Source organism: Lysinibacillus boronitolerans JCM 21713 = 10a = NBRC 103108 (assembly GCF_000772935.1).
Lineage (GTDB): Bacteria > Bacillota > Bacilli > Bacillales_A > Planococcaceae > Lysinibacillus > Lysinibacillus boronitolerans.
The window spans coordinates 262,621-281,984 of sequence record NZ_JPVR01000078.1 but is presented as its reverse complement, the minus strand read 5'-3'; the positions used below and the strand labels follow the sequence as shown (position 1 = coordinate 281,984).

Annotated in this window: 21 protein-coding genes; 17 read left to right on the top strand and 4 right to left on the bottom strand. The window is 38.6% G+C overall.

Annotated features, from left to right (window positions below):
- The 8 genes from CD31_RS23595 to CD31_RS16845 all read left to right on the top strand — a co-directional run.
- Positions 1-566, top strand: a 566-nt coding sequence (locus CD31_RS23595; RefSeq protein WP_036079343.1) for a hypothetical protein, incomplete at its 5' end; no start/stop codon positions are given.
- A complete protein-coding gene (locus CD31_RS16865) occupies positions 567-818 on the top strand; it encodes a hypothetical protein (protein WP_036079342.1) in 252 nt (83 codons plus the stop codon).
- Positions 811-954 carry a hypothetical protein gene (locus CD31_RS23590; protein WP_167334370.1) on the top strand — a complete coding sequence of 48 codons (144 nt, stop codon included), beginning with the start codon at positions 811-813 and terminating at the stop codon, positions 952-954. The genes CD31_RS16865 and CD31_RS23590 overlap by 8 nt, the downstream gene beginning before the upstream one ends.
- Positions 955-1,041: 87 nt before the next feature.
- Positions 1,042-1,332 carry a hypothetical protein gene (locus CD31_RS16860; protein WP_036079340.1) on the top strand — a complete coding sequence of 97 codons (291 nt, stop codon included), beginning with the start codon at positions 1,042-1,044 and terminating at the stop codon, positions 1,330-1,332.
- 339 nt (positions 1,333-1,671) lie between these two features.
- On the top strand, positions 1,672-1,902 hold the full coding sequence (locus CD31_RS23370; RefSeq protein ID WP_140423002.1) for a hypothetical protein: 231 nt from the start codon (positions 1,672-1,674) through the stop codon (positions 1,900-1,902).
- 189 nt (positions 1,903-2,091) lie between these two features.
- Positions 2,092-2,415 (top strand): hypothetical protein, encoded by a 324-nt coding sequence (locus tag CD31_RS16855; RefSeq protein ID WP_004227828.1) that lies wholly within the window; start codon positions 2,092-2,094, stop codon positions 2,413-2,415.
- Position 2,416: 1 nt separating this feature from the next.
- Positions 2,417-2,683, top strand: a complete 267-nt coding sequence (locus CD31_RS16850; protein WP_036079338.1) for a holin — start codon at positions 2,417-2,419, stop codon at positions 2,681-2,683.
- A complete protein-coding gene (locus CD31_RS16845; protein WP_081977510.1) occupies positions 2,683-3,384 on the top strand; it encodes a peptidoglycan recognition protein family protein in 702 nt (233 codons plus the stop codon). Before CD31_RS16850 ends, CD31_RS16845 begins: the two co-directional genes overlap by 1 nt.
- 57 nt (positions 3,385-3,441) lie before the next feature.
- Here CD31_RS16845 and CD31_RS16840 read toward each other — a convergent pair whose 3' ends face one another.
- Positions 3,442-4,602 (bottom strand): Ger(x)C family spore germination protein, encoded by a 1,161-nt coding sequence (locus CD31_RS16840; RefSeq protein WP_052125396.1) that lies wholly within the window; start codon positions 4,600-4,602, stop codon positions 3,442-3,444.
- 1,178 nt (positions 4,603-5,780) lie between these two features.
- Between CD31_RS16840 and acnA the strand changes: the two genes are divergently transcribed.
- Together acnA and CD31_RS16830 are read left to right on the top strand one after the other, a co-directional pair.
- The gene (acnA, locus tag CD31_RS16835; protein ID WP_016994223.1) at positions 5,781-8,486 is read left to right on the top strand and encodes an aconitate hydratase AcnA; all 2,706 of its coding nucleotides are present in this window, start codon (positions 5,781-5,783) and stop codon (positions 8,484-8,486) included.
- A gap of 210 nt (positions 8,487-8,696) precedes the next feature.
- Entirely contained in the window at positions 8,697-10,172 is a 1,476-nt protein-coding gene (locus CD31_RS16830) for an S-layer homology domain-containing protein (RefSeq protein WP_016994224.1), read from the top strand.
- 54 nt (positions 10,173-10,226) lie between these two features.
- Here the strand turns inward: CD31_RS16830 and CD31_RS16825 are convergent, their stop codons facing one another.
- Positions 10,227-10,811, bottom strand: a complete 585-nt coding sequence (locus tag CD31_RS16825) for a DJ-1/PfpI family protein (protein WP_036079335.1) — start codon at positions 10,809-10,811, stop codon at positions 10,227-10,229.
- 141 nt (positions 10,812-10,952) lie between these two features.
- Between CD31_RS16825 and CD31_RS16820 the strand changes: the two genes are divergently transcribed.
- The 5 genes from CD31_RS16820 to CD31_RS16800 all read left to right on the top strand — a co-directional run bounded on the left by CD31_RS16820 (position 10,953) and on the right by CD31_RS16800 (position 14,161).
- Positions 10,953-11,396, top strand: a complete 444-nt coding sequence (locus CD31_RS16820) for an Lrp/AsnC family transcriptional regulator (protein ID WP_016994226.1) — start codon at positions 10,953-10,955, stop codon at positions 11,394-11,396.
- Between the two features lie 61 nt (positions 11,397-11,457).
- The gene (locus tag CD31_RS16815; protein WP_036079332.1) at positions 11,458-11,976 is read left to right on the top strand and encodes a sigma-70 family RNA polymerase sigma factor; all 519 of its coding nucleotides are present in this window, start codon (positions 11,458-11,460) and stop codon (positions 11,974-11,976) included.
- The gene (locus tag CD31_RS16810; RefSeq protein ID WP_036079330.1) at positions 11,969-12,937 is read left to right on the top strand and encodes a DUF3221 domain-containing protein; all 969 of its coding nucleotides are present in this window, start codon (positions 11,969-11,971) and stop codon (positions 12,935-12,937) included. Before CD31_RS16815 ends, CD31_RS16810 begins: the two co-directional genes overlap by 8 nt.
- Positions 12,938-13,039: 102 nt before the next feature.
- The gene (locus CD31_RS16805; protein WP_036079328.1) at positions 13,040-13,681 is read left to right on the top strand and encodes a hypothetical protein; all 642 of its coding nucleotides are present in this window, start codon (positions 13,040-13,042) and stop codon (positions 13,679-13,681) included.
- Positions 13,682-13,774: 93 nt separating this feature from the next.
- Positions 13,775-14,161: a DUF5915 domain-containing protein gene (locus tag CD31_RS16800; protein ID WP_036079327.1), complete on the top strand. Its 387-nt coding sequence runs from the start codon at positions 13,775-13,777 to the stop codon at positions 14,159-14,161.
- Positions 14,162-14,201: 40 nt separating this feature from the next.
- Here the strand turns inward: CD31_RS16800 and CD31_RS16795 are convergent, their stop codons facing one another.
- A complete protein-coding gene (locus CD31_RS16795) occupies positions 14,202-14,804 on the bottom strand; it encodes a LysE/ArgO family amino acid transporter (RefSeq protein ID WP_036079326.1) in 603 nt (200 codons plus the stop codon).
- Between the two features lie 108 nt (positions 14,805-14,912).
- Here CD31_RS16795 and CD31_RS16790 point away from each other — a divergent pair, with 108 nt between their 5' ends.
- Both CD31_RS16790 and CD31_RS16785 read left to right on the top strand, forming a co-directional pair.
- The gene (locus CD31_RS16790) at positions 14,913-16,355 is read left to right on the top strand and encodes an aminotransferase-like domain-containing protein (protein ID WP_036079324.1); all 1,443 of its coding nucleotides are present in this window, start codon (positions 14,913-14,915) and stop codon (positions 16,353-16,355) included.
- Positions 16,356-16,907: 552 nt separating this feature from the next.
- A complete protein-coding gene (locus CD31_RS16785) occupies positions 16,908-18,092 on the top strand; it encodes an oxalate decarboxylase family bicupin (RefSeq protein ID WP_036079323.1) in 1,185 nt (394 codons plus the stop codon).
- A gap of 36 nt (positions 18,093-18,128) precedes the next feature.
- Here the strand turns inward: CD31_RS16785 and CD31_RS16780 are convergent, their stop codons facing one another.
- Positions 18,129-19,280, bottom strand: coding sequence for an MFS transporter (locus CD31_RS16780; protein WP_036079322.1), 1,152 nt, complete (start codon positions 19,278-19,280; stop codon positions 18,129-18,131).
- Between the last annotated feature and the right edge of the window lie 84 nt (positions 19,281-19,364).

Sequence of the window (19,364 nt, the reverse complement as noted above, 5' to 3'; positions counted from 1 at the left end):
TAGATACTGATAAATTTACGATCAGAGGAACTTCGGGCGATCCAGATGCTAATTCTAATGTTAAAGTGTCTTATCGTATCAACGCTGGGAATGCCGTTGAAATATACGATGGCACAGGAGGAGCTTGGGAGTTTGAATTGTTATTAGCCCAATTAAAAGTTGGAGAAAATATGATTGTCGTTGAGGTAGTAGACAATTATGGTGCTAAAACTAGCAAGACGATAAAACTTAATAAAAACACTGTAAACACGCCTATTTTGCAATCTGTCGCTCGATATAAAATTGAGCCTCCGAGGGGATCAGCGAAGGGTGTTTTATTATTTATTGAACGTGACGCAGGGTTGGCAGTAAAAGTTGAGTTATCAATGACCTTGACAGGAGAACAGGAGCAATACATCACCCTCACACCAGTTAATACAGCACCAACTAATAATGACACTATAGAAGATACTTTTGAATACACAGTGTCAGAAGAAAAGCAAAATATTATTCTAAAAATAACGCCATCATGTACAGATTTATCGTTTAATCATAAAATTCACTTAATATCAGGGGCGGTGGACTAAATGCCATTTGAGTACAAAGTACGTAATCCAGACGGAACTATAAGTGCAATGAAAAAATTCGGGATTGAAGAAACAGCAGAGGAAAAGGCTGCTCGTTTAGAGCAAGAAAATAAATTGCTACTCGGTAGCATGATGGAAATGTCATCTTATATGGCAATGCAAGAACAACGTCTAAAAGGACAAGAGAATGCCATTATGGAGCTCTCTACATTAATTGCCATGTCGTTACCTGGAGGTGAAAGTGATGTTTAATGAAAACAGTGGCTTAGTCGGAATCTGGTGCAATTTTATAAAAGCGAATCCGGACAAGCGTGAACAGGTACCTAACCTATCTAATTTACGTGAAGTTGTATATAAGAAACTAGACGAAGGTGAAACGCAAGCATAGCTTAGCGTTATTTTTATTGTCAAAAATAGAAGGAATTCCTTTCTTGTTTCCAGAATTATTAATGTAGAAATAAAGGAGGATTACCACATGTACAAAGATGAAGATTTTATAAAATTAAGTAAGAATTATGATGTTAAAATTACAGAAGTCAATCAAAGTTCTTTTGACCAAGAAGAATCTCTTATAGAAGTGGTCACAGAATTGAATGATGAACAGTTATTAAAGTTCAAAGAAATTTATGGTAATTCTAACTTTGGAAACGAAAATGGTTTAGAGTTTAAAGTTAGTGATCATAAAGTTACTTTTAAAGCTGGAAACGTGAATAAATTCAATAATGTGTTTTCGTTAATAAGTAGTTATAAACCTAATTATTTTTAGCACTCTTTTTTGGGAGTGTTTTTATTATACGCTATGAGACCAATCAAGATGGGCAATGTTACTTAATCTCAATGCTTCTCGTGGCTACAGTTTTGTCATGAAAAAAATATTTTTAACCTAAATTTAACGTTGAAAGAATATACTAGAATTGGGGAAATAAATTTTAATGATCTATCGCTGACGGATCGCCGTATGCGATGAAAGTCGCCCGTGCGGTGAAGGCTCGTTATAAAGCCAAATAAAGAGAGGGTATAAGACGAGAATAGCGTACCAAATGTAATTATCTCACCACCATTCGAAGACGAATCTGTACATGGGCCATTTGCATCCTATACGAATGTGAATTTAACAGTTGCATTACCTGGTTCTAATGGAACAACAGCAACTTATTCAAATCCTGTTAGTAGTGACCCTGGCGTTGCTACGGTATCCATTTGGGGACCAAATCCTTCTGGACATGTGTATTTGGATGTGAACAAAGTATCAACTGGAACGGTCGATATTACTTTTACTTACACTGGTAGCAATGGGGCATCTGGCACTATAACTTGGACCTTTATTTTTAATTGATTGAAATTCAAAAGAACTTGAAATACCTTAATCCTCACCTTTTTAGGTGAGGATTCTTTTTGCACTTTCACAAGAGAGTGTTTTTTATATTGCCTCCCACAAATATAGTGGAGGGCTATTTTTATACAACAAGACTTAAGCAATGCACTGTGCTGAGCAGTGCTATTTTTTTATGTAGAGGTGAGGACAGTGGAGCTTTTAGTAATAACAGGGGCGGGTATAGCTGAAAAAGTGGCCAATAGTTCAAATCCGTGGATTTACTTGTCAATCATATTAATAATCGCGGTTTTGATTGCTGGACGTTACATTTTCAATTATTTAATACAACTAGATCAATCGCATCGTGACGAATCAAAAGAACGGGAAAAAGCATTAATGACACACTTAGAACGTTCTAATGAATCACAAGAAAGGACAGCAAATGCATTAGAAGGAATTCATTCAAGTCTTTCGACATTAGAGGGTCGAGTTGACCGTATTGAAAAACATACTTATAACAAGGAGAGTGCGTAAAATGGATTTAACAAATATTTTTATGATTGCAATCGGAATGGTTGCAATTGTCTTAGCGGTTGCAGAGGTACTTAAAAAGACTTTTAATCTAAATACCCAATACATGCCAATCACATCTGTAGTGATTGGTATTTTTATTGGTTTGGTGTTATGGCCTTTAGCCAGCTACCCACTCTATGTAATGGTGATTGCTGGATTTTTTGCAGGATTAACAGCATCAGGAACATTTGATTTACTAAAAGCAGCTAAAAAAGAAGGTGAGCAGTAATGTCTTATTTAATTGAAAAACGTTTAATGTCTGGATTACCGAATGTACGTTTAGATAGCGCTAAATATGTAATTGCTCATGAGTCTGGCAACCCAAATAATTGTGGACCGAACGCATTAGAAAATGAAATTGCATATATGAACCGAAATAAAGCAAAGGCATTCACTTCCCACTGGGTAGGTGGTGGAGGACGTATCGTGCAAATTGCGCCAGTTAATCGTGTTCAGTATGGTTGTGGTCCAAAAGGGAATCCACTTAGCTACGCACAGGTTGAGTTGGCTCGAACAAATGACAAAGAACAATTTAAAAAAGATTATGCAGCTTATATTTGGCTTTTGAGAGAACTTGCAAAAGAGGCAGGTATACCAGTTGTATTGGATGGGGCAGGTAACGGTATCAAGTCCCATCGATGGATTACTGACAATCTAAAAGGCACAACTCATAGAGATCCTTATGATTATTTAGCGAGTATGGGAATCTCCGAGGCACAATTCAAGCTAGACATTTTAAATGGCTTGGAGGAAGTAAAAAGGGCTCAAATTACAGAAGCTAAAGTTATGTTTAATGATACAAAAACTATTCCAGCTGTGATTATAGATGGTAGGACGCATGTTCAAGTACGTAATATTGCGGATTTGTTAAATTTAAAGCTTGTCTATAACAATGAAAGTAAAATAACAAAATTATACGAAGTAAAATGATAATATCAGCTCTCTTGTAATTCAAAGGCCCATTACCAATTAAGGTAACGGGCTTTTTTATTCTTCAATTGTCTCATCAAAAGTTTTTCTTCCTGGATTTATTTTATTAACATCAACATTTATTTTACTTATTGAATCTTCCGTTAAAGGTATTTTTCCATTATGCTCGATTTTTTTCCACACCTTTACATTACTCCTGTATAGATATTCTGATAAACGATATACATCAGCATCTAGTTTTAGACCTTCTTGATACGTTTCTTTAATTTCCTTTTCTATTTGTTTAGCGATATTTTTTCTCACTTCATCCGTAGTAATTTTCCCTTTAAACCCATTGAGTATTCCTTGTATTTTGATATCAACTTCAAATTGAACTTGATTGTTTTTATTAACAATTGGTTTAACTTCGAGATTTAAATGATCTAAATCGATAGTTAGATAATCCCTTTCACCACCTTCTATTTTAATTGTGACTTCTCCCCGACTTGTCTCTTCATTCATCCATTGATTCCCTCTTGCGGAGGAATCTGTAATGAAACCTTTAACCCCATCTTTTGAGAGAATACCTATGCCAGAAAAAGTGGTTTCCTCCGTTTGTTCCTTATCATTTTCCCAATTTTTCATTATTTTCACATAAGGTATACTAACCTCATGGCTTGGTTCATTTAAACCAATAATTAATTCCCTCAAATTTATAGGTTGAATAAATGATAATTGTTTATTAGTACTAAGTGGATTACTTAACTTTGAAGCTGTCATAGAATTTCGCAATATTGGTGTTACTAGCATTAATTCATTAATAGGATCCTTTGTGCAATAGACCCAGATATGATATCTTGTCTCTCGAAAACGAATAAAAGTATCAATAACAGGAATGCTTCGTTCATTTTCCATGGCACGTTCTGAGAATATTAGGTATCTCATATGCCCCCAAAAGATCTCTTGATCAGATGAACGATACAATTTATAAATCGCTTCTTCAATTGTTTTACCTTCAGCATACCCGACTTCAGCAGGTTCAACATCACCGCCCGATTGCTGTGATCTAGCTACATCAGCAAAATTGATAATTTGTAAGTAAACTTTATATTTATCGTCTTCAAAATCAACCCCAACGGCATTGATATAGTACATTCTTTGAGGTTCCGTTACATCCCAACAGCCTGCCAGGAGCAGAGTAGAGGATAAAATAAGAAATAATAATTTATTCATTGTCATTTTTTCGCCTACTTTTATTAATAAAGTGTAACTTTAGTATTCGCCTACAGTTTTGGTTCTAAACTATAAAAAAACACTTTTGTACTAGGGAGGCAAATAACAGTATGTTGATAAAACAGATCGTTAGTTCTATAACGCATCAAACAAACGTTCTTATCAGGAGAAATAAAAATAGCAAAGTCAAAGAAAAAAGATCCAGCTAAAATGGTTGCCGAAAAACTGAAACAACCACCTAAACACCCTGAACGTGACTAGTTTGATCTTGAGGAACTTAGCTATAGTTTAAGTGAAGTGCATTACATTTGATCAGATCCAAAAAGCTTCCTTACTAGACGATGATGATTAAAAGAGAAGATCACTTGGTACTAAACGTGTATATAAAACTTGATATGGCCATCAAATCATTACAGTGTGATTATGACAGCTATTAAAACTTTTGTAGAAGATGAAGTGATGAGATATGTCCTCAAACCGTTGATAAAACAGGATTGAGGACTTTTGGTTGATTTGGTCTTACAACCAAGAATATTAACGAGAGAAATTACCGGCGATAAAGTGTTTCTTTAGGCCAGCCTTGGTAAATTATCAGGTTTATAAATATTATCCTCTGAAGAATCTACACCTCCTACTAATTATTAGAGAATTAAAAAGTGTCAAATAAAAGAATTCTCCATAATGTATTTACTCTCTTGGTAGTTATTTGTAATAATAAAAATGTATTAATATAGTAGAATGTTGTTTGTATTTAAAAAAATAAAAATGCCACAGATAGTGGCAAAGAAATAATATTAACTTTAAAGGAATTTATATCGCTCATTCCTTATAAGAGAGTACCTGTCCAAACCTTCTTTATCTACATTTTTACGAACTGGGGCACCATTTTAAAAAAAGTTACAGGTGCCCCAGCAAGTGCCCCAAAAAGTGCCCCAGTTAAATACATTTAGATAGGCTTCGTTAGACAGGTATAGAAACCTTCATTAATACAAAACCTTGATATTATGCACATCAAAAAATTAAAAATATCAGGATAGAAACCAAGGTCATAAGTTATGCTTATCAAAAAAGATAATATTAATGTAATTTACTTATGAATATAAATGCGCTATCATGGGTATTGGAGAAAAGATGCTACACATTTTTAAAGCCTTTTCAAAAAGATATATTAGGGGGATCCGCAAATGGCACAAGGTAATTTACACAACAGCCGTGCATCATTCGAAGTGAATGGTAAAACTTACAATTACTATGACTTAGCTGCGATTGAAAAAGCTGGCGTTGCAAAAGTTTCAAACCTTCCTTACTCAATTAAAGTATTATTAGAATCTGTTTTACGTCAATATGATGCGTATGTAATTAAAGAAGAACACGTAAACGAATTAGCGAAATGGGGTAACGGTGCTGACCCAGAGGCAGAAGTACCATTCAAACCTTCTCGTGTTGTATTACAAGACTTTACTGGTGTACCAGTAGTTGTTGACCTTGCATCTCTTCGTTCTGCAATGAAAGAAATGGGCGGCGACCCAAGCAAAATCAACCCTGCTATTCCAGTTGACCTTGTAATTGACCACTCAGTACAAGTTGACAAATACGGTAATGCATCTGCATTACAAGCAAACATGGACCTAGAATTTGAACGTAACGCTGAGCGTTATAACTTCTTAAAATGGGCTCAAACTGCTTACAATAACTTCCGTGCTGTACCACCAGCAACTGGTATCGTTCACCAAGTAAACTTAGAGTACTTAGCTCCAGTTGTACACGTAAACGAAAATGCTGATGGCACATTCGAAACATTCCCAGATTCAGTAGTAGGTACTGACTCTCATACAACAATGATTAACGGTATCGGCGTTCTTGGATGGGGCGTAGGTGGTATCGAAGCTGAAGCAGGTATGCTTGGTCAGCCTTCATACTTCCCAATTCCAGAAGTTATCGGTGTTAAATTAGTTGGCGATCTTCCAAACGGAACAACTGCTACTGACTTAGCATTAAAAGTAACACAAGTATTACGTCAACGTGGCGTAGTTGGTAAATTCGTTGAGTTCTTCGGACCTGGCGTATCTAAATTACCACTAGCTGACCGTGCGACAATCTCTAACATGGCTCCTGAATATGGTGCTACATGTGGTTACTTCGCAATCGACGAAGAATCATTAAACTACATGCGTTTAACTGGTCGTGACGAAGAGCACATCGCGGTTGTAGAAGCTTACTTAAAAGCGAACCACATGTTCTTCGATCCAACATTAGAGCCAGTTTACACTGACGTTTTAGAAGTAAACTTAGCTGAAATCGAACCAAACCTTTCTGGTCCTAAACGTCCACAAGACTTAATTCCACTTTCTCAAATGCGTTCTCGTTACAAAGAAGCAGTAGTGGCACCACAAGGTACACAAGGTTTCGGTTTAACAGAAGATGAATTCGCAAAAACTTCTGTAGCGAAATTCGCTGAAGGCGATGTAGAAATTCCAACAGGTGCTGTTGCGATTGCTGCGATCACTTCTTGTACAAACACTTCTAACCCATACGTATTAATTGCTGCGGGCTTAGTGGCGAAAAAAGCTGTAGAAAAAGGTCTAACAGTGCCAAAATGGGTAAAAACTTCTTTAGCACCAGGTTCTAAAGTTGTAACTGGTTACCTTGAAGATTCAGGTTTACAAACATACCTTGACCAAATCGGTTTCAACACTGTAGGTTATGGTTGTACAACATGTATCGGTAACTCAGGTCCATTATTACCTGAAATCGAAGAAGCAATTAAAGCAAATGACTTATTCGTAACTTCAGTTCTTTCTGGTAACCGTAACTTTGAAGGTCGTGTACACCCACTTGTAAAAGCTAACTACTTAGCTTCTCCACCACTTGTTGTTGCTTATGCACTTGCTGGTACAGTGGATATCGATCTACAAAAAGATTCATTCGGTAAAGACAAAGATGGTAACGAAGTATTCTTCGCTGATATCTGGCCATCAACTGAAGAAGTTAATGCAGTATTAGGTACTGTTGTTAACCGTGAGTTATTCCAAAAAGAATACGAAACTGTATTCACAGCGAACGAAAAATGGAATGCAATTGAAACATCAACTGAGTCTCTATACACATTTGATGACAAATCAACTTACATCCAAAACCCACCATTCTTCCAAGGTCTTGCAAAAGAGCCAGAAGCTATTAAAGGCTTAGACGGCTTACGCATTATGGCGAAGTTCGGTGACTCAATCACAACTGACCATATTTCTCCAGCTGGTGCAATCGGTAAAGATACACCTGCAGGTAAATATTTAATTGAAAACGGTGTTGCAATCCGTGACTTCAACTCTTACGGTTCTCGTCGTGGTAACCACGAAGTAATGATGCGTGGTACATTTGCAAACATCCGTATCCGTAACCAAGTTGCTCCTGGTACAGAGGGTGGATTCACTACTTACTGGCCAACAGGCGAAGTAGAGTACATCTATGACGCATGTATGAAATATCAAGAGCAAGGTACTGGCTTAGTCGTACTTGCTGGTAACGACTACGGTATGGGTTCTTCTCGTGACTGGGCTGCGAAAGGTACATTCCTACTTGGCGTGAAAACTGTTATCGCACAATCTTACGAGCGTATCCACCGTTCTAACCTAGTAATGATGGGTGTTCTTCCACTTCAATTTATGCCAGGTGAATCTGCTGATACATTAGGCTTAACTGGTAAAGAAGAAATCTCTGTTAACATTACTGACAACGTAAAACCACGTGAAATCTTAACAGTAACTGCTAAATCTGAAGACGGCACAGTTAAAACTTTCCAAGCTTTAGCTCGTTTCGACTCAGAAGTAGAAGTAGACTACTACCGTCATGGTGGTATCCTACAAATGGTTCTACGCGCAAAAGCTGCTGAGTAATCATCATCATAAAAACCGATCTCTTAGGAGGTCGGTTTTTTTATTTATTAAGTGTTGGAAAGAAGTGACCAAAATATGTATAAATAGCACCAAATGACGGATTTAATGGATAATTATAATTTAATTTCCAATGAACCTAGCATTTTTCCAATTCTTTCGCTAAAATTAATAGGCAAGCATTAAATTTACATAAACGGGGGACGATTGATTATGACAAAGAAGAAACATAAGCTTTATACAGCGGCTACAGCTGCAATGGCGGTTACTGCTGTGGCGGTAGTACCTGTTTCGGCGGCTAGTCCATTTTCAGATGTGAGTGAAGATTATGCGCATTTTAACAGTATTTCCACATTGCATGCAGCAGATATCATTAATGGTTTTCCAGATGGTACATTTAAGCCTTCAAAGGATGTAACACGTGGACAGGCAGCGAAGATGATAGCAAGTGCTTTTCATTTAACTACAACGGATATGACTGTCGAGAATCCGAATTTTAAGGATGTCGACTCATCTAGCCCATACTATAAAGCGATTGTTACATTAGTTAATCTTGGCGTTGTACAAGGCTATGAGGATGATACATTCCGTCCAAATGACACAATTACACGTGGTCAAATGGCGGTAATGGTAGCTGAGGCTGCAGGTTTAACAGCGGAAGGTAAAAGTCCATTTACAGATGTACAGCAAAATAGTCCATTTGCTGATGCAGTAACAGCTCTGTATGAGGCAGGCATTGCGAAGGGTGTTACTGCCACAGAATTTGGTGTAGATAAAAATGTTACACGTGGTCAGTTAGCAACATTTATTGTGAACGCATTAGGCTTAGCTGAGGATACACAGCCTACAACGGAAGAAAAAGAGGAGCAAGTAACAGAAGAACAGCCTACTACACCAAAGGATAGTGCTTTGTTAGAGGAAGTATTTACGAAAACATTAGCCAAGCAAAAAGAGCTAAAAAGCATGAAGGCTACCATGACGATCTCTCAGACAGTAGAGGCAAACGATGGTAAGGAAACCATGAAAATGGAGTCTAAAGGCAACATGAAGATGGAAATTGTTACAGAGCCAATGCAATTCTTTGCTGATGGAACAATGGCTTTAACAGATCCAACAAGTGGTGAAGCGATTAATTTGCCGATTAAAATGTATATGACGGCTAAAGATGGTATGTATATGTATGAGGCAGAACAAAAGGCCTGGGTAAAGTTCCCGAAACAATTATTTGAGGATGTACTGAGCCAAACAGGGATGCAGCCAGATGCAACTGAACAATTGGAGATGTTACAAGCATTTGCCGAAGATTTTACATTAGTAGAATCAGCAAACCGTTATGAATTAACATTAAAAGGCTCTGGCGATAAATTTACAGAGCTAGTGAAGCAGCAGCTTGGCGCAATGGATTTAGGAATGGAAGCGGATCTAGAGGCACAATTAGGCAATATTTCCTTTGATGGTCTCACATATAAATTATTGATTAATAAAGAAACATTCGATGTAGAAGAAATTGCTATGGATATGACATTAAAGATGCAAGTAGAAGGCAATTCGATCAAAACAAGACAGCAAACAACGATTAAATATCATGATTTCAATGCGGTAACTACAATTACGATTCCAAAAGATGTGCTAGACAATGCAAAGGAAATGGATTTGAGTGCATCAGAAACAGCACCAGTAAGCAAATAATACAAAAAGTAGGTTTATGCCAAGTATATTGGCGTAAGCCTACTTTTTTATGCCTTAGTGGAAGCCCATTAATTCTTTTACTTTCGCTGTGTTTGAAGCGGATGTCAGTGTTTCTAGTAAGCGAAAGGCTACATCAAAGGCTGTTCCTGGATTGGAGGAGGTAATGATATGGTCAGTTTGCACAATGCGCTCGTTGATAATTGCCGCACCATAGCCTTTTAGCTGTGCTATACGTTTACTTGTTGAATGATTATAGGTTGTTGCTTGACGGTGCTGAAGAATTCCACTGTGGCCTAAAATAAGAGAAGCTACACAGATTGTTGCAATCGGTTTTTTGTGTTCATCAAAGTGGCGAACGACTGCCTGAAATTCCTCGCTAAAGGCGTCCTTATAAAAGCCTGCTTCCTCAAAGCCACCAGGAATCGCTAATGCATCAAAATCCTCTAATACAATTTCATGGAGCAATTTTTCAGGAGTGACTTTAAAATTCCATGTGCATTGCAGCTGTTCATGCAAGCCGACTGTAACCACCTCTGTTGTCCCATCACCTTCCCACTTATTCCAGCCTAGTACATCAGTAAAGACACTCGCCTCCACCGCTTCAAAGCCATTTGCTAATAATAACAATATTTTTTTCATAGTTGTTTTGCCTCCTTTATTGATATTATTGTAAACAAAAGGGAGAAAAGATTACATACGTTGTATAATGGATTTTAAGTAATAAACCTTATTTGAAAAGGTATTATGTCATAAATAATTGATTTAGAAAGGTGATGGACCATGGATCATATTGATACACAAATTTTACAGCAGTTACAGCAAAATGCCAAAATCTCGATGAAGGAATTAGCTACTACCGTTCATTTATCCTCTCCTGCTGTTATTGAAAGAGTCAAAAAGCTGGAGGAGCAGGGTGTGATTGAAGGCTATCATGCAAAGGTAAATTTGAAAAAGATGGAGCGTACGATTGAAGCTATTATTTTATTTAAATCCATTGATTGTAAAAGTCTTTCTTCATTTTGTAATGCCCATCCTGATGTTTTGGCATGCTATCGGGTGGCAGGAGAAATTAGCTATATTGTTCAACTAGCAACCTATTCAGTAGAAACATTAGAACAATTTATTGATGCGGCTATGCCCTATGGCACACCCTCTACTAATATCGTGTTATCTTCAACGGAAAAACAGGTGATTACCCCATTTGCTGACAATGATTTGGGGTAAATGACAAAAAAAGCAAACCTCGAAGCCGTGAGCACCGTTTAAAGGGTAGAGAGGAGGAAGAATGTTGCTAATTCATGAACTGGAAAGAATAATGGAACAGCATACAGAGAGGCTTATTCGTCTTGCCTTTTACTATGTTAGAGATTTACAAAGCGCTGAAGATATCGTACAGGATGTCTTTATTAAATTCTATGATAATCAGCAAAACTATGAGGAACGTGGGGAGCTAAGGGCGTATTTATCGAAATTAGTTAGTAATCGAAGTAAAGATTATATACGCAGCTGGACCTATCGGAAAATTCAAGTGCAACAGAAGATTTTTCCACAGCAAACCGTCATGAGAAGAGATATGCTTGTACAGCAAGATGAACGTACTTTGATTGAAAATGCGATTCTAGCTCTCCCCTTCAAGCAGCGAGAGGTCATTATACATTTTTATTTTGAAGAAATGCCTGTGGTGGACATTGCAGAGCTGTTAACGATTCCTGAAAGCACCGTCAAAACAAGGCTACGTCGTGGACGAGAGTTATTAAAGCTACAATTACAGCATGTTGAATGGGAGGTGCTTCTGCATGAGTAAAATGGATGCTCGTGTAGTAAGGGATTTATCAGAAAGCAAAAAGCGTGTGATGACAAATGTGGTTCAGCATTTACACCAACGCCATGAAAAAAAACCTGCAAAACGCTGGCCATATGGTGTTTTGGCTATGATTTTAAGTGTCTGCATAGGGCTGTTTATATATCAGCAATATAATGAACAACAACAGCAAGCTTCTACTATTCCACCCGTATTAGATGAGAGGATCTTAGAGCTGTATTTACAACTTGATTCTTTTATGAACGGAAAGAATCGTTTATCTAAGGCAAGCTTTGATAATTTTTTATATTTTGAATCGACCTTTGCTTATGCGCAATCGAAAAAACTAGTACCTACACAAGAGCAAATAGATAAGGCACTCGAACAGTTCATGCAAGAGTGGAGCTATGAGAACGATACTCGGCCAACTTATGAGAAGCTTCTGCAAATGTTGCAAATCACAAACGAAGGGTTTATAGAGAACTATGGCAAGCCAATTGCCTATAAAATGGCTACATTTGACTTATTATGGGAGGCAAGCCAAGCCGATTATAAGGATGTAAGTAATCCCATTCGTACATGGCTTGTCGAGCAAAAAGCCATGAATTATTTAGAACAACATTATCATAAAGACATTGCCTCCTTACGAGAAAAATATAAAATCCCAGAAAAGGACAGCCAAATGAAGCTCATCAGAAGTGGAACGGTCTTAGCGATCAAGGAACATGAATTTTTAGTTGTCTCGGGCGTCTTAGATAGCGAGATTGGTCAAAAATCTGTAGATGAATTAGTGCAGAAACATAGAAATGGTACATGGTTCCCTCTAGTGGATGTCCCGAAAACACTATCAGTTGGTGACCGAGTAGAAGTACAGTATAGACAGTCGATTGGGAACGATGACGCTCAGCCATTCATTGATTATAAGGATATCGTAGAGATGAAAATAGTAAAGGAATTTCAATAACAAGAAGCTAGACATTCAATGATTTTAGAATGTCTAGCCTTTTCTTTAAAGTTGGATTCATATACAATAGTTGTAATATTTTTCTAAAATAGAGGTGTTGATTTGGTATTTGCTATATTAGATAATGCGACAGCGTTTTTCCTAAGCTTACCTCTTCTACTGATTTATTTAAAAAGTATGTCACAGGAAGAATCCTTTTGGCGTTGGTCAATGCCCTTATGGCTGTTGAATTACTTTTGCATTCGATATTTTGTCTCGGATGGAGAAATTTTTTGGGTTGTCCTCTTTTGGCAGCTACTATTTTTATGGCCAATTAGTCTAGCAATCTATATCCATTTATACAACAAGGAAAAGAAGTGGGCATTTTATATAGGCTTAAAGAAAAAGCATGTTGTGATTGTGGCAACATTGATGCTGCTATTTGGGAGCTCACTCGTTTATTCACTTTATCAGGCAAATCAGCAGGTGATTGCGTTCCATCAGCAAGTAATGCAGGAGCTTGAGAATAGTTCTGACCGACAGCTTTATTTGATGCACAATACAATGAAGCCTACGACGCTTCTTGAAGTAGCGGATGATATAGCTGATGTGCGAAAGGGGCAGGTGAATGCATTTACCTTTCCTTGGCGCAGTAAGGTGATTGTACACCATGATAATTGGCAAAAGGAATTTACATATGTCCGTTTTAATGAGAGCTGGAAGTTAGATGGGATATACCGAGAAAGTGAGTATCAAAATAAATAAGCAAAGGGGAGTCAAAGAGTTGATACAAGATGTACTGAAGGAAGAAGAATTAAAGGATCGATTAAAGGCATTGAAAAAGGGTCAAGCAACATAATGGATGGTCAACAGCTAACATTATTAAGGGAACATGTAATAGCTGAATCAATCGTCAAGGACCATTATATTCTAGCGGAGGATAGCACCTGCCGTGTCTTGATGAATGTACAACTAACGGAGAGCCTACTACAAGAAGGGCAAATGCGAGAATTGATTCGTACAATACAAGATGCACGGAAAAAATGGCAGCTACCAGTGACGCAATATGTATCGATTGCCTTTAATGGTAGTCCAAAGGTACTTTCCATCATTCAGCAGCACGAAGCTTTATTACAAGCCAATGTATTAGTCAAAGCTATTCATTATGGCGAGGTATGGCCTCATGCAAAATCCATTGAGACGGCATTGTTTACTAAAAAGCTCACTTTATTTGTCTCTCTATAAAAGAAATGCTCAGGGAATTCCTGAGCATTTTCTATGTATGCTATAATAAGCCACTTGCGAGATAACATGCTGTTGCCCAAATAAAGACGGCGGAGCATTTATTAAATAGTCGCATCAACTTTCCAGAGCCGTCTAGTTTTTTGAACGAGGCGCCAGTCAATGTGAGACCGAAAAACCATAGCCAGGAAATGAACACACAAGCAACGGTGAACATCATTTGCTCGGTTCCACTATATTTTAATGCGCTCGTACCAATGACACCGATTGTATCTAAAATAGCATGTGGGTTGAGCAGTGACACAGAGAGTGCGAAGAGAATTTGTTTTTTTATAGGCAATGCTTCGCTATTTTCAGCGTTTACTGGATTTGAACGCCAAATGCTATAGCCCATATAAAGTAAAAAAATGATACCTATAGTCATTAAAGTGATACGCAACCACTCAAACTGTAGAACTATTAATGACAGACCGAATACCGCAAGTAGAATAAGCAGTGTATCACAGATCGCAGCTGTCACACCTGCTGGCAAAGCGCGCAATAAAGTTGGTTGTGTAGCACCTTGTGAAAAAACAAAAACATTTTGTACGCCTAGTGGCAAAATAAGTCCAAATGCTAAAATGATTCCATGAAGAAAAGCTTCCAACGATCATACCTCCTTTCTTTACTCATTTTAGATATGGTATAACTAAAAGAAAACGACCAATTGGATGGTTTTTTATCCACCCAATTTTATAGTGGAAGGAGAAGGAACATGAGCTGGCAGCCAAATAGACGAAGTGATAATACATTACAGCAGCAGATTGTACAGTGGATAACAGCCAATGTGGAACGAGGAGACTGGGCTGCAGGGACAAAACTACCTACCCAAAGACAGTTGGCCATGCAGTTCGATGTGAATCGTAGCACGGTTCAGCAGGCTTTGGAGGAATTAAAAGCAATGGGCATTCTTGAAGCAAAAGTAGGCTCTGGTGTTTATGTTACGCACAATTCCTGGCATGCATTAATCCAACAAACACAGCCGAATTGGCAAACCTATATCGAAACAAGCATCCATAAGCCAAACTACCACACTATCCAATTAATTAATGAATACGAACAGCGTGATGATGTAATTCGTTTAGGAACAGGAGAGCTAGCACCTTGCTTGTTGCCCACCAAGGAAATAGAAGCTTCACTGCGAGAGCTAACCTTTCAATCCAAAGCATTAGGCTACTCTTCGCCACAAGGTAATGATCATCTTCGTAAAGCTATTTGTAAATATGTCCAAAAAAGAGGCATTACTGCTGAGCCTCAAAACGTCTGTATAGTCTCAGGTGCTCTTCAGGCACTTCAATTGATTGCTGTTGGCTTATTAGAGCAGGGGTCCATTGTGTTCCAGGAGCCAACCTCCTATTTAAATTCAGTCCATCCATTTCAGTCAGTCGGCATGCAAATGATTAGTATTGATCGTGATGAACAACTTGCCCAAACATTGACGCAAAGGAAACGAAAGAAACAAGCCGTGTTTTATGCCATACCTACTTTACATAATCCTACAGGTCATGTGTGGACAGGACGGGAAAAAGAACAGCTATATGAAGCATGTCAGGCATCACGCATTCCGATTATAGAGGATGATGTCTACCATGAATTGCTTTTTGAAGAGACGTCACCGCCGATTAAGGCCATGGATAATAGTGGACAAGTTCTTTATATTGGCAGCGTCTCGAAAACCTTAAGCCCTGGGCTACGCATTGGCTGGCTCATTGGTCCAACCACTGTCATTGAGCGATTAGCCGATATAAAAATGCAAACAGACTATGGCTCAAGTGCCATTTCACAAGAAATTGTCCTTCATTGGCTTCAATCAGGAAAATATGAAAAGCATCTTGCTGGATTACGTCAACAATTACAGGAGCGAGCCGATTTTACGGAACAGCTGTTAATGGAGAAATTTACAGAGGTGGCGAATTGGAGCAAACCAAAGGGAGGTTTTTATATTTGGCTTAAGTTTCATGAGCCACTTGTAGATAAAGACTTTTTTATGAAGCTATTGCAGCAACAAATATTAATCAATCCAGGCTATATCTACGATCCACACGATCATCACCATATTCGGCTATCCTATGCCTATGCAACCTTTGAAGAATTACAAGAAGGCTTACGAATCCTGCATGAATGTGTGGTTGCGGCTATGGGACGAAAGAGTAAGTAAGGACTTGTTCTGAGGTTAGGGAAACGTGGAAGTGAGGAGGTCGCTCTAAATAAGGTGAGAAGTGATCATGGAATTCAAGAATCCGCTCCAAAGTGGGTGAGAAGTGATCTAAAAAGAGAGGAATCCGCTCCAAAGTGATTGAGAAGTGATCAAAAAAGTAAGAAACCCGCTCCAAAGTGGTTGAGAAGTGATCAAAAAAGTAAGAAACCCGCTCCAAAGTGGTTGAGAAGTGATCAAAAAAGTAAGAAACCCGCTCCAAAGTGAGTAAGAGGTGATCCAAAAGAGAGGAATCCGCTCCAAAGTAATTGAAAAGTGATCAAAAAAGTGAGGCCCCCGCTCCAAAGTAATTGAAAAGTGATCAAAAAAGGGAGGCCCCCGCTCCAAATTCAGTAAGAAGTGATCAACATAGCAAGCCCCCTCTTAATCAAGTATCCACGCTCAGTCACTCATCTCAACAGCAGAAAAGAAAGTGAATAATCCGAGCATTGTATCCATACATTTTAGAAGAATAGAAGTATTTTAGTTTGATTACGAACATAAAGAGGTGAACGATTGGAGAATTTGCCACCGGGTTATTTTCAGGTGCCTCAGCCTATTCGAGGTGATGGGGCTGGAGGGGTGGATAAGGGGCCACGGGATGTTATGAGGGATTTAGAAAATCCTGATATGCTGGTGCCACCAACGACCGATGCGGGTTTGATTCCAAATTTGCGTTACTCGTTTTCCGACACGCATATGACCTTAAATCAAGGTGGATGGTCTCGGGAAATTACGGTTCGTGAATTGCCGATTGCTACGACTTTGGCGGGTGTGAATATGAGTTTGACACCGGGGGGCGTACGTGAGCTACACTGGCATCAGCAGGCGGAGTGGTCGTATATGCTGCTTGGTCATGCTCGTATTACGGCTGTCGATCAGAATGGTTGTAACTTTATAGCGGATGTGGGGCCAGGCGATTTATGGTATTTTCCGCCTGGCATACCTCATTCCATTCAAGGGCTTGAGGACGGCTGCGAATTTTTATTAGTATTTGATGATGGGCATTTCTCTGATCTGAATACACTGTCTATCTCGGATTGGTTTGCTCATACGCCAAAAGAAGTGTTATCAGCGAATTTTGGGGTTCCTATTCATGCTTTCGATCACATTCCGGGTGAACAAGTGTATATTTATCAGGATCGAGTGCCAGGTCCTATCGAATCACAGAAAGTGCAATCTCCTTATGGGGAGGTTCCGCAAACCTTTAAACATCGTCTCTTGGCACAGTCACCATTGAAAACACCTGGAGGAAGTGTGCGCATTGTCGATTCGACTAATTTCCCAATCTCTAAAAATATCGCGGCTGCACTGGTGGAAATTGAGCCAGGGGCGATGCGAGAGTTGCATTGGCATCCGAACAACGATGAATGGCAATATTATCTGCAAGGAAAAGGACGTATGACAGTTTTCACAGGAAATGGAACGGCTCGAACATTTGATTATCGGGCGGGAGATGTTGGCTATGTACCATTTGCCACGGGGCATTATATTGAAAATACTGGAACAGAGCCATTATGGTTTTTAGAAATGTTTAAAAGTGATCGATTCCAAGATGTGTCCTTAAATCAATGGATGGCCTTAACTCCGACAGAATTGGTGCAAAGTAATTTGCAGGTCGGTCCTGAGCTGCTAGAGGCACTCAGAAAAGAAAAATGGCCAGTAGTGAAATATCCTGGTTTTTCCTATTATCCGAAATAATCAAAGCAGGTGAGGATGTTCTCGCCTGCTTTTAGTTTAATATTGATATTTTTTGCGTGTCAGGAGCAAAATAGCGATGGCTGGTATTGTACAAATGAGCATGGCTGCGAAGGACAGACCTGGCGATATTTCGTATAAATAGCCACCTAAAAACGTCAGGATGGCGGTACTTAAGCCCATAGCTAATGCAGAGTATAACCCCTGTGCATTGGGTATTTGTTCCTTCGGTAGTGCTTTTGTTAAGTAGCGAATAAAGGCAAAATGCGCTAAAGCAAAGGATAATGCATGCAAGGTTTGCGAAGCGATAAATACCCAGACATTTGGGAACATAAAGATAAGTAACCAACGTAAGGAAGACCCGCTCGCTGCTAAGAGTAATAGGGACGATGAGCGCCATTTTGTCAATAACGTATCAGCCTTCATAAAGTAAAGAATTTCGCAAATAACAGCGATATTAATAATCATACCCATATAGAATGGATCAACCTGTAAATCTTCTAAATAAATATAACCGTAGCTATAATAGGAGGCATGTGCTCCCTGTAGCAAGATCACGATGAATAAAACAATCGGGAAGCCTTTGATCGTCCATAGTGTTTTCATCGACAATGATTTTGCACGCTGTTCTTTTGTTGGTACTACGAGTAATTCCTTTGGTGTTGCTAATTGCTGCATAAGTAACATGCCCATCAATCCTATAATCATGCTCCAAAAGATGATGTTCTTTCCAAAAACGCCTGTTAGCATACTAATAATTAAAACAGCGATGACAAAGCCAAATGAACCATAGGAACGGCTTTTACCATAATGAATATTGCCATATTGGACAAGCGTAGCTGCACTGCTTTCCACAGCAGGTAATAGCGCTGGGTAAAAAACACTAAATAAAATAGTCACAATTAATAATGCTGTAAAGCCTGTGCTTGGAATATAGAGCAAGGCTGTTAGCAGCGAGCCTATTGCTAAAATTGTAATGAGCTGTTTATTGTGTACATATTTTGCAAGTGTTGGGAAGAAGAAAAGATTGGATGTGGCACGAGCTAGTAGCCCACAGCCCATCACTACACTTGCCTGCGAGACGGTTAGATGTTTGGCATCCACCAGCCAACCTGTCCAGTAGGGTAAGAAAATGCCCCACGTGATAAAAAATGTAAAGAAATTCTGAGAAAGCCATCGTTGATTGTTCATATAATTTTCGTACCTCCATTAACTATGTTGAATAATAGCATGTTCATCGCTACAATAATGTGAGATATCTCATATTTTTTATAG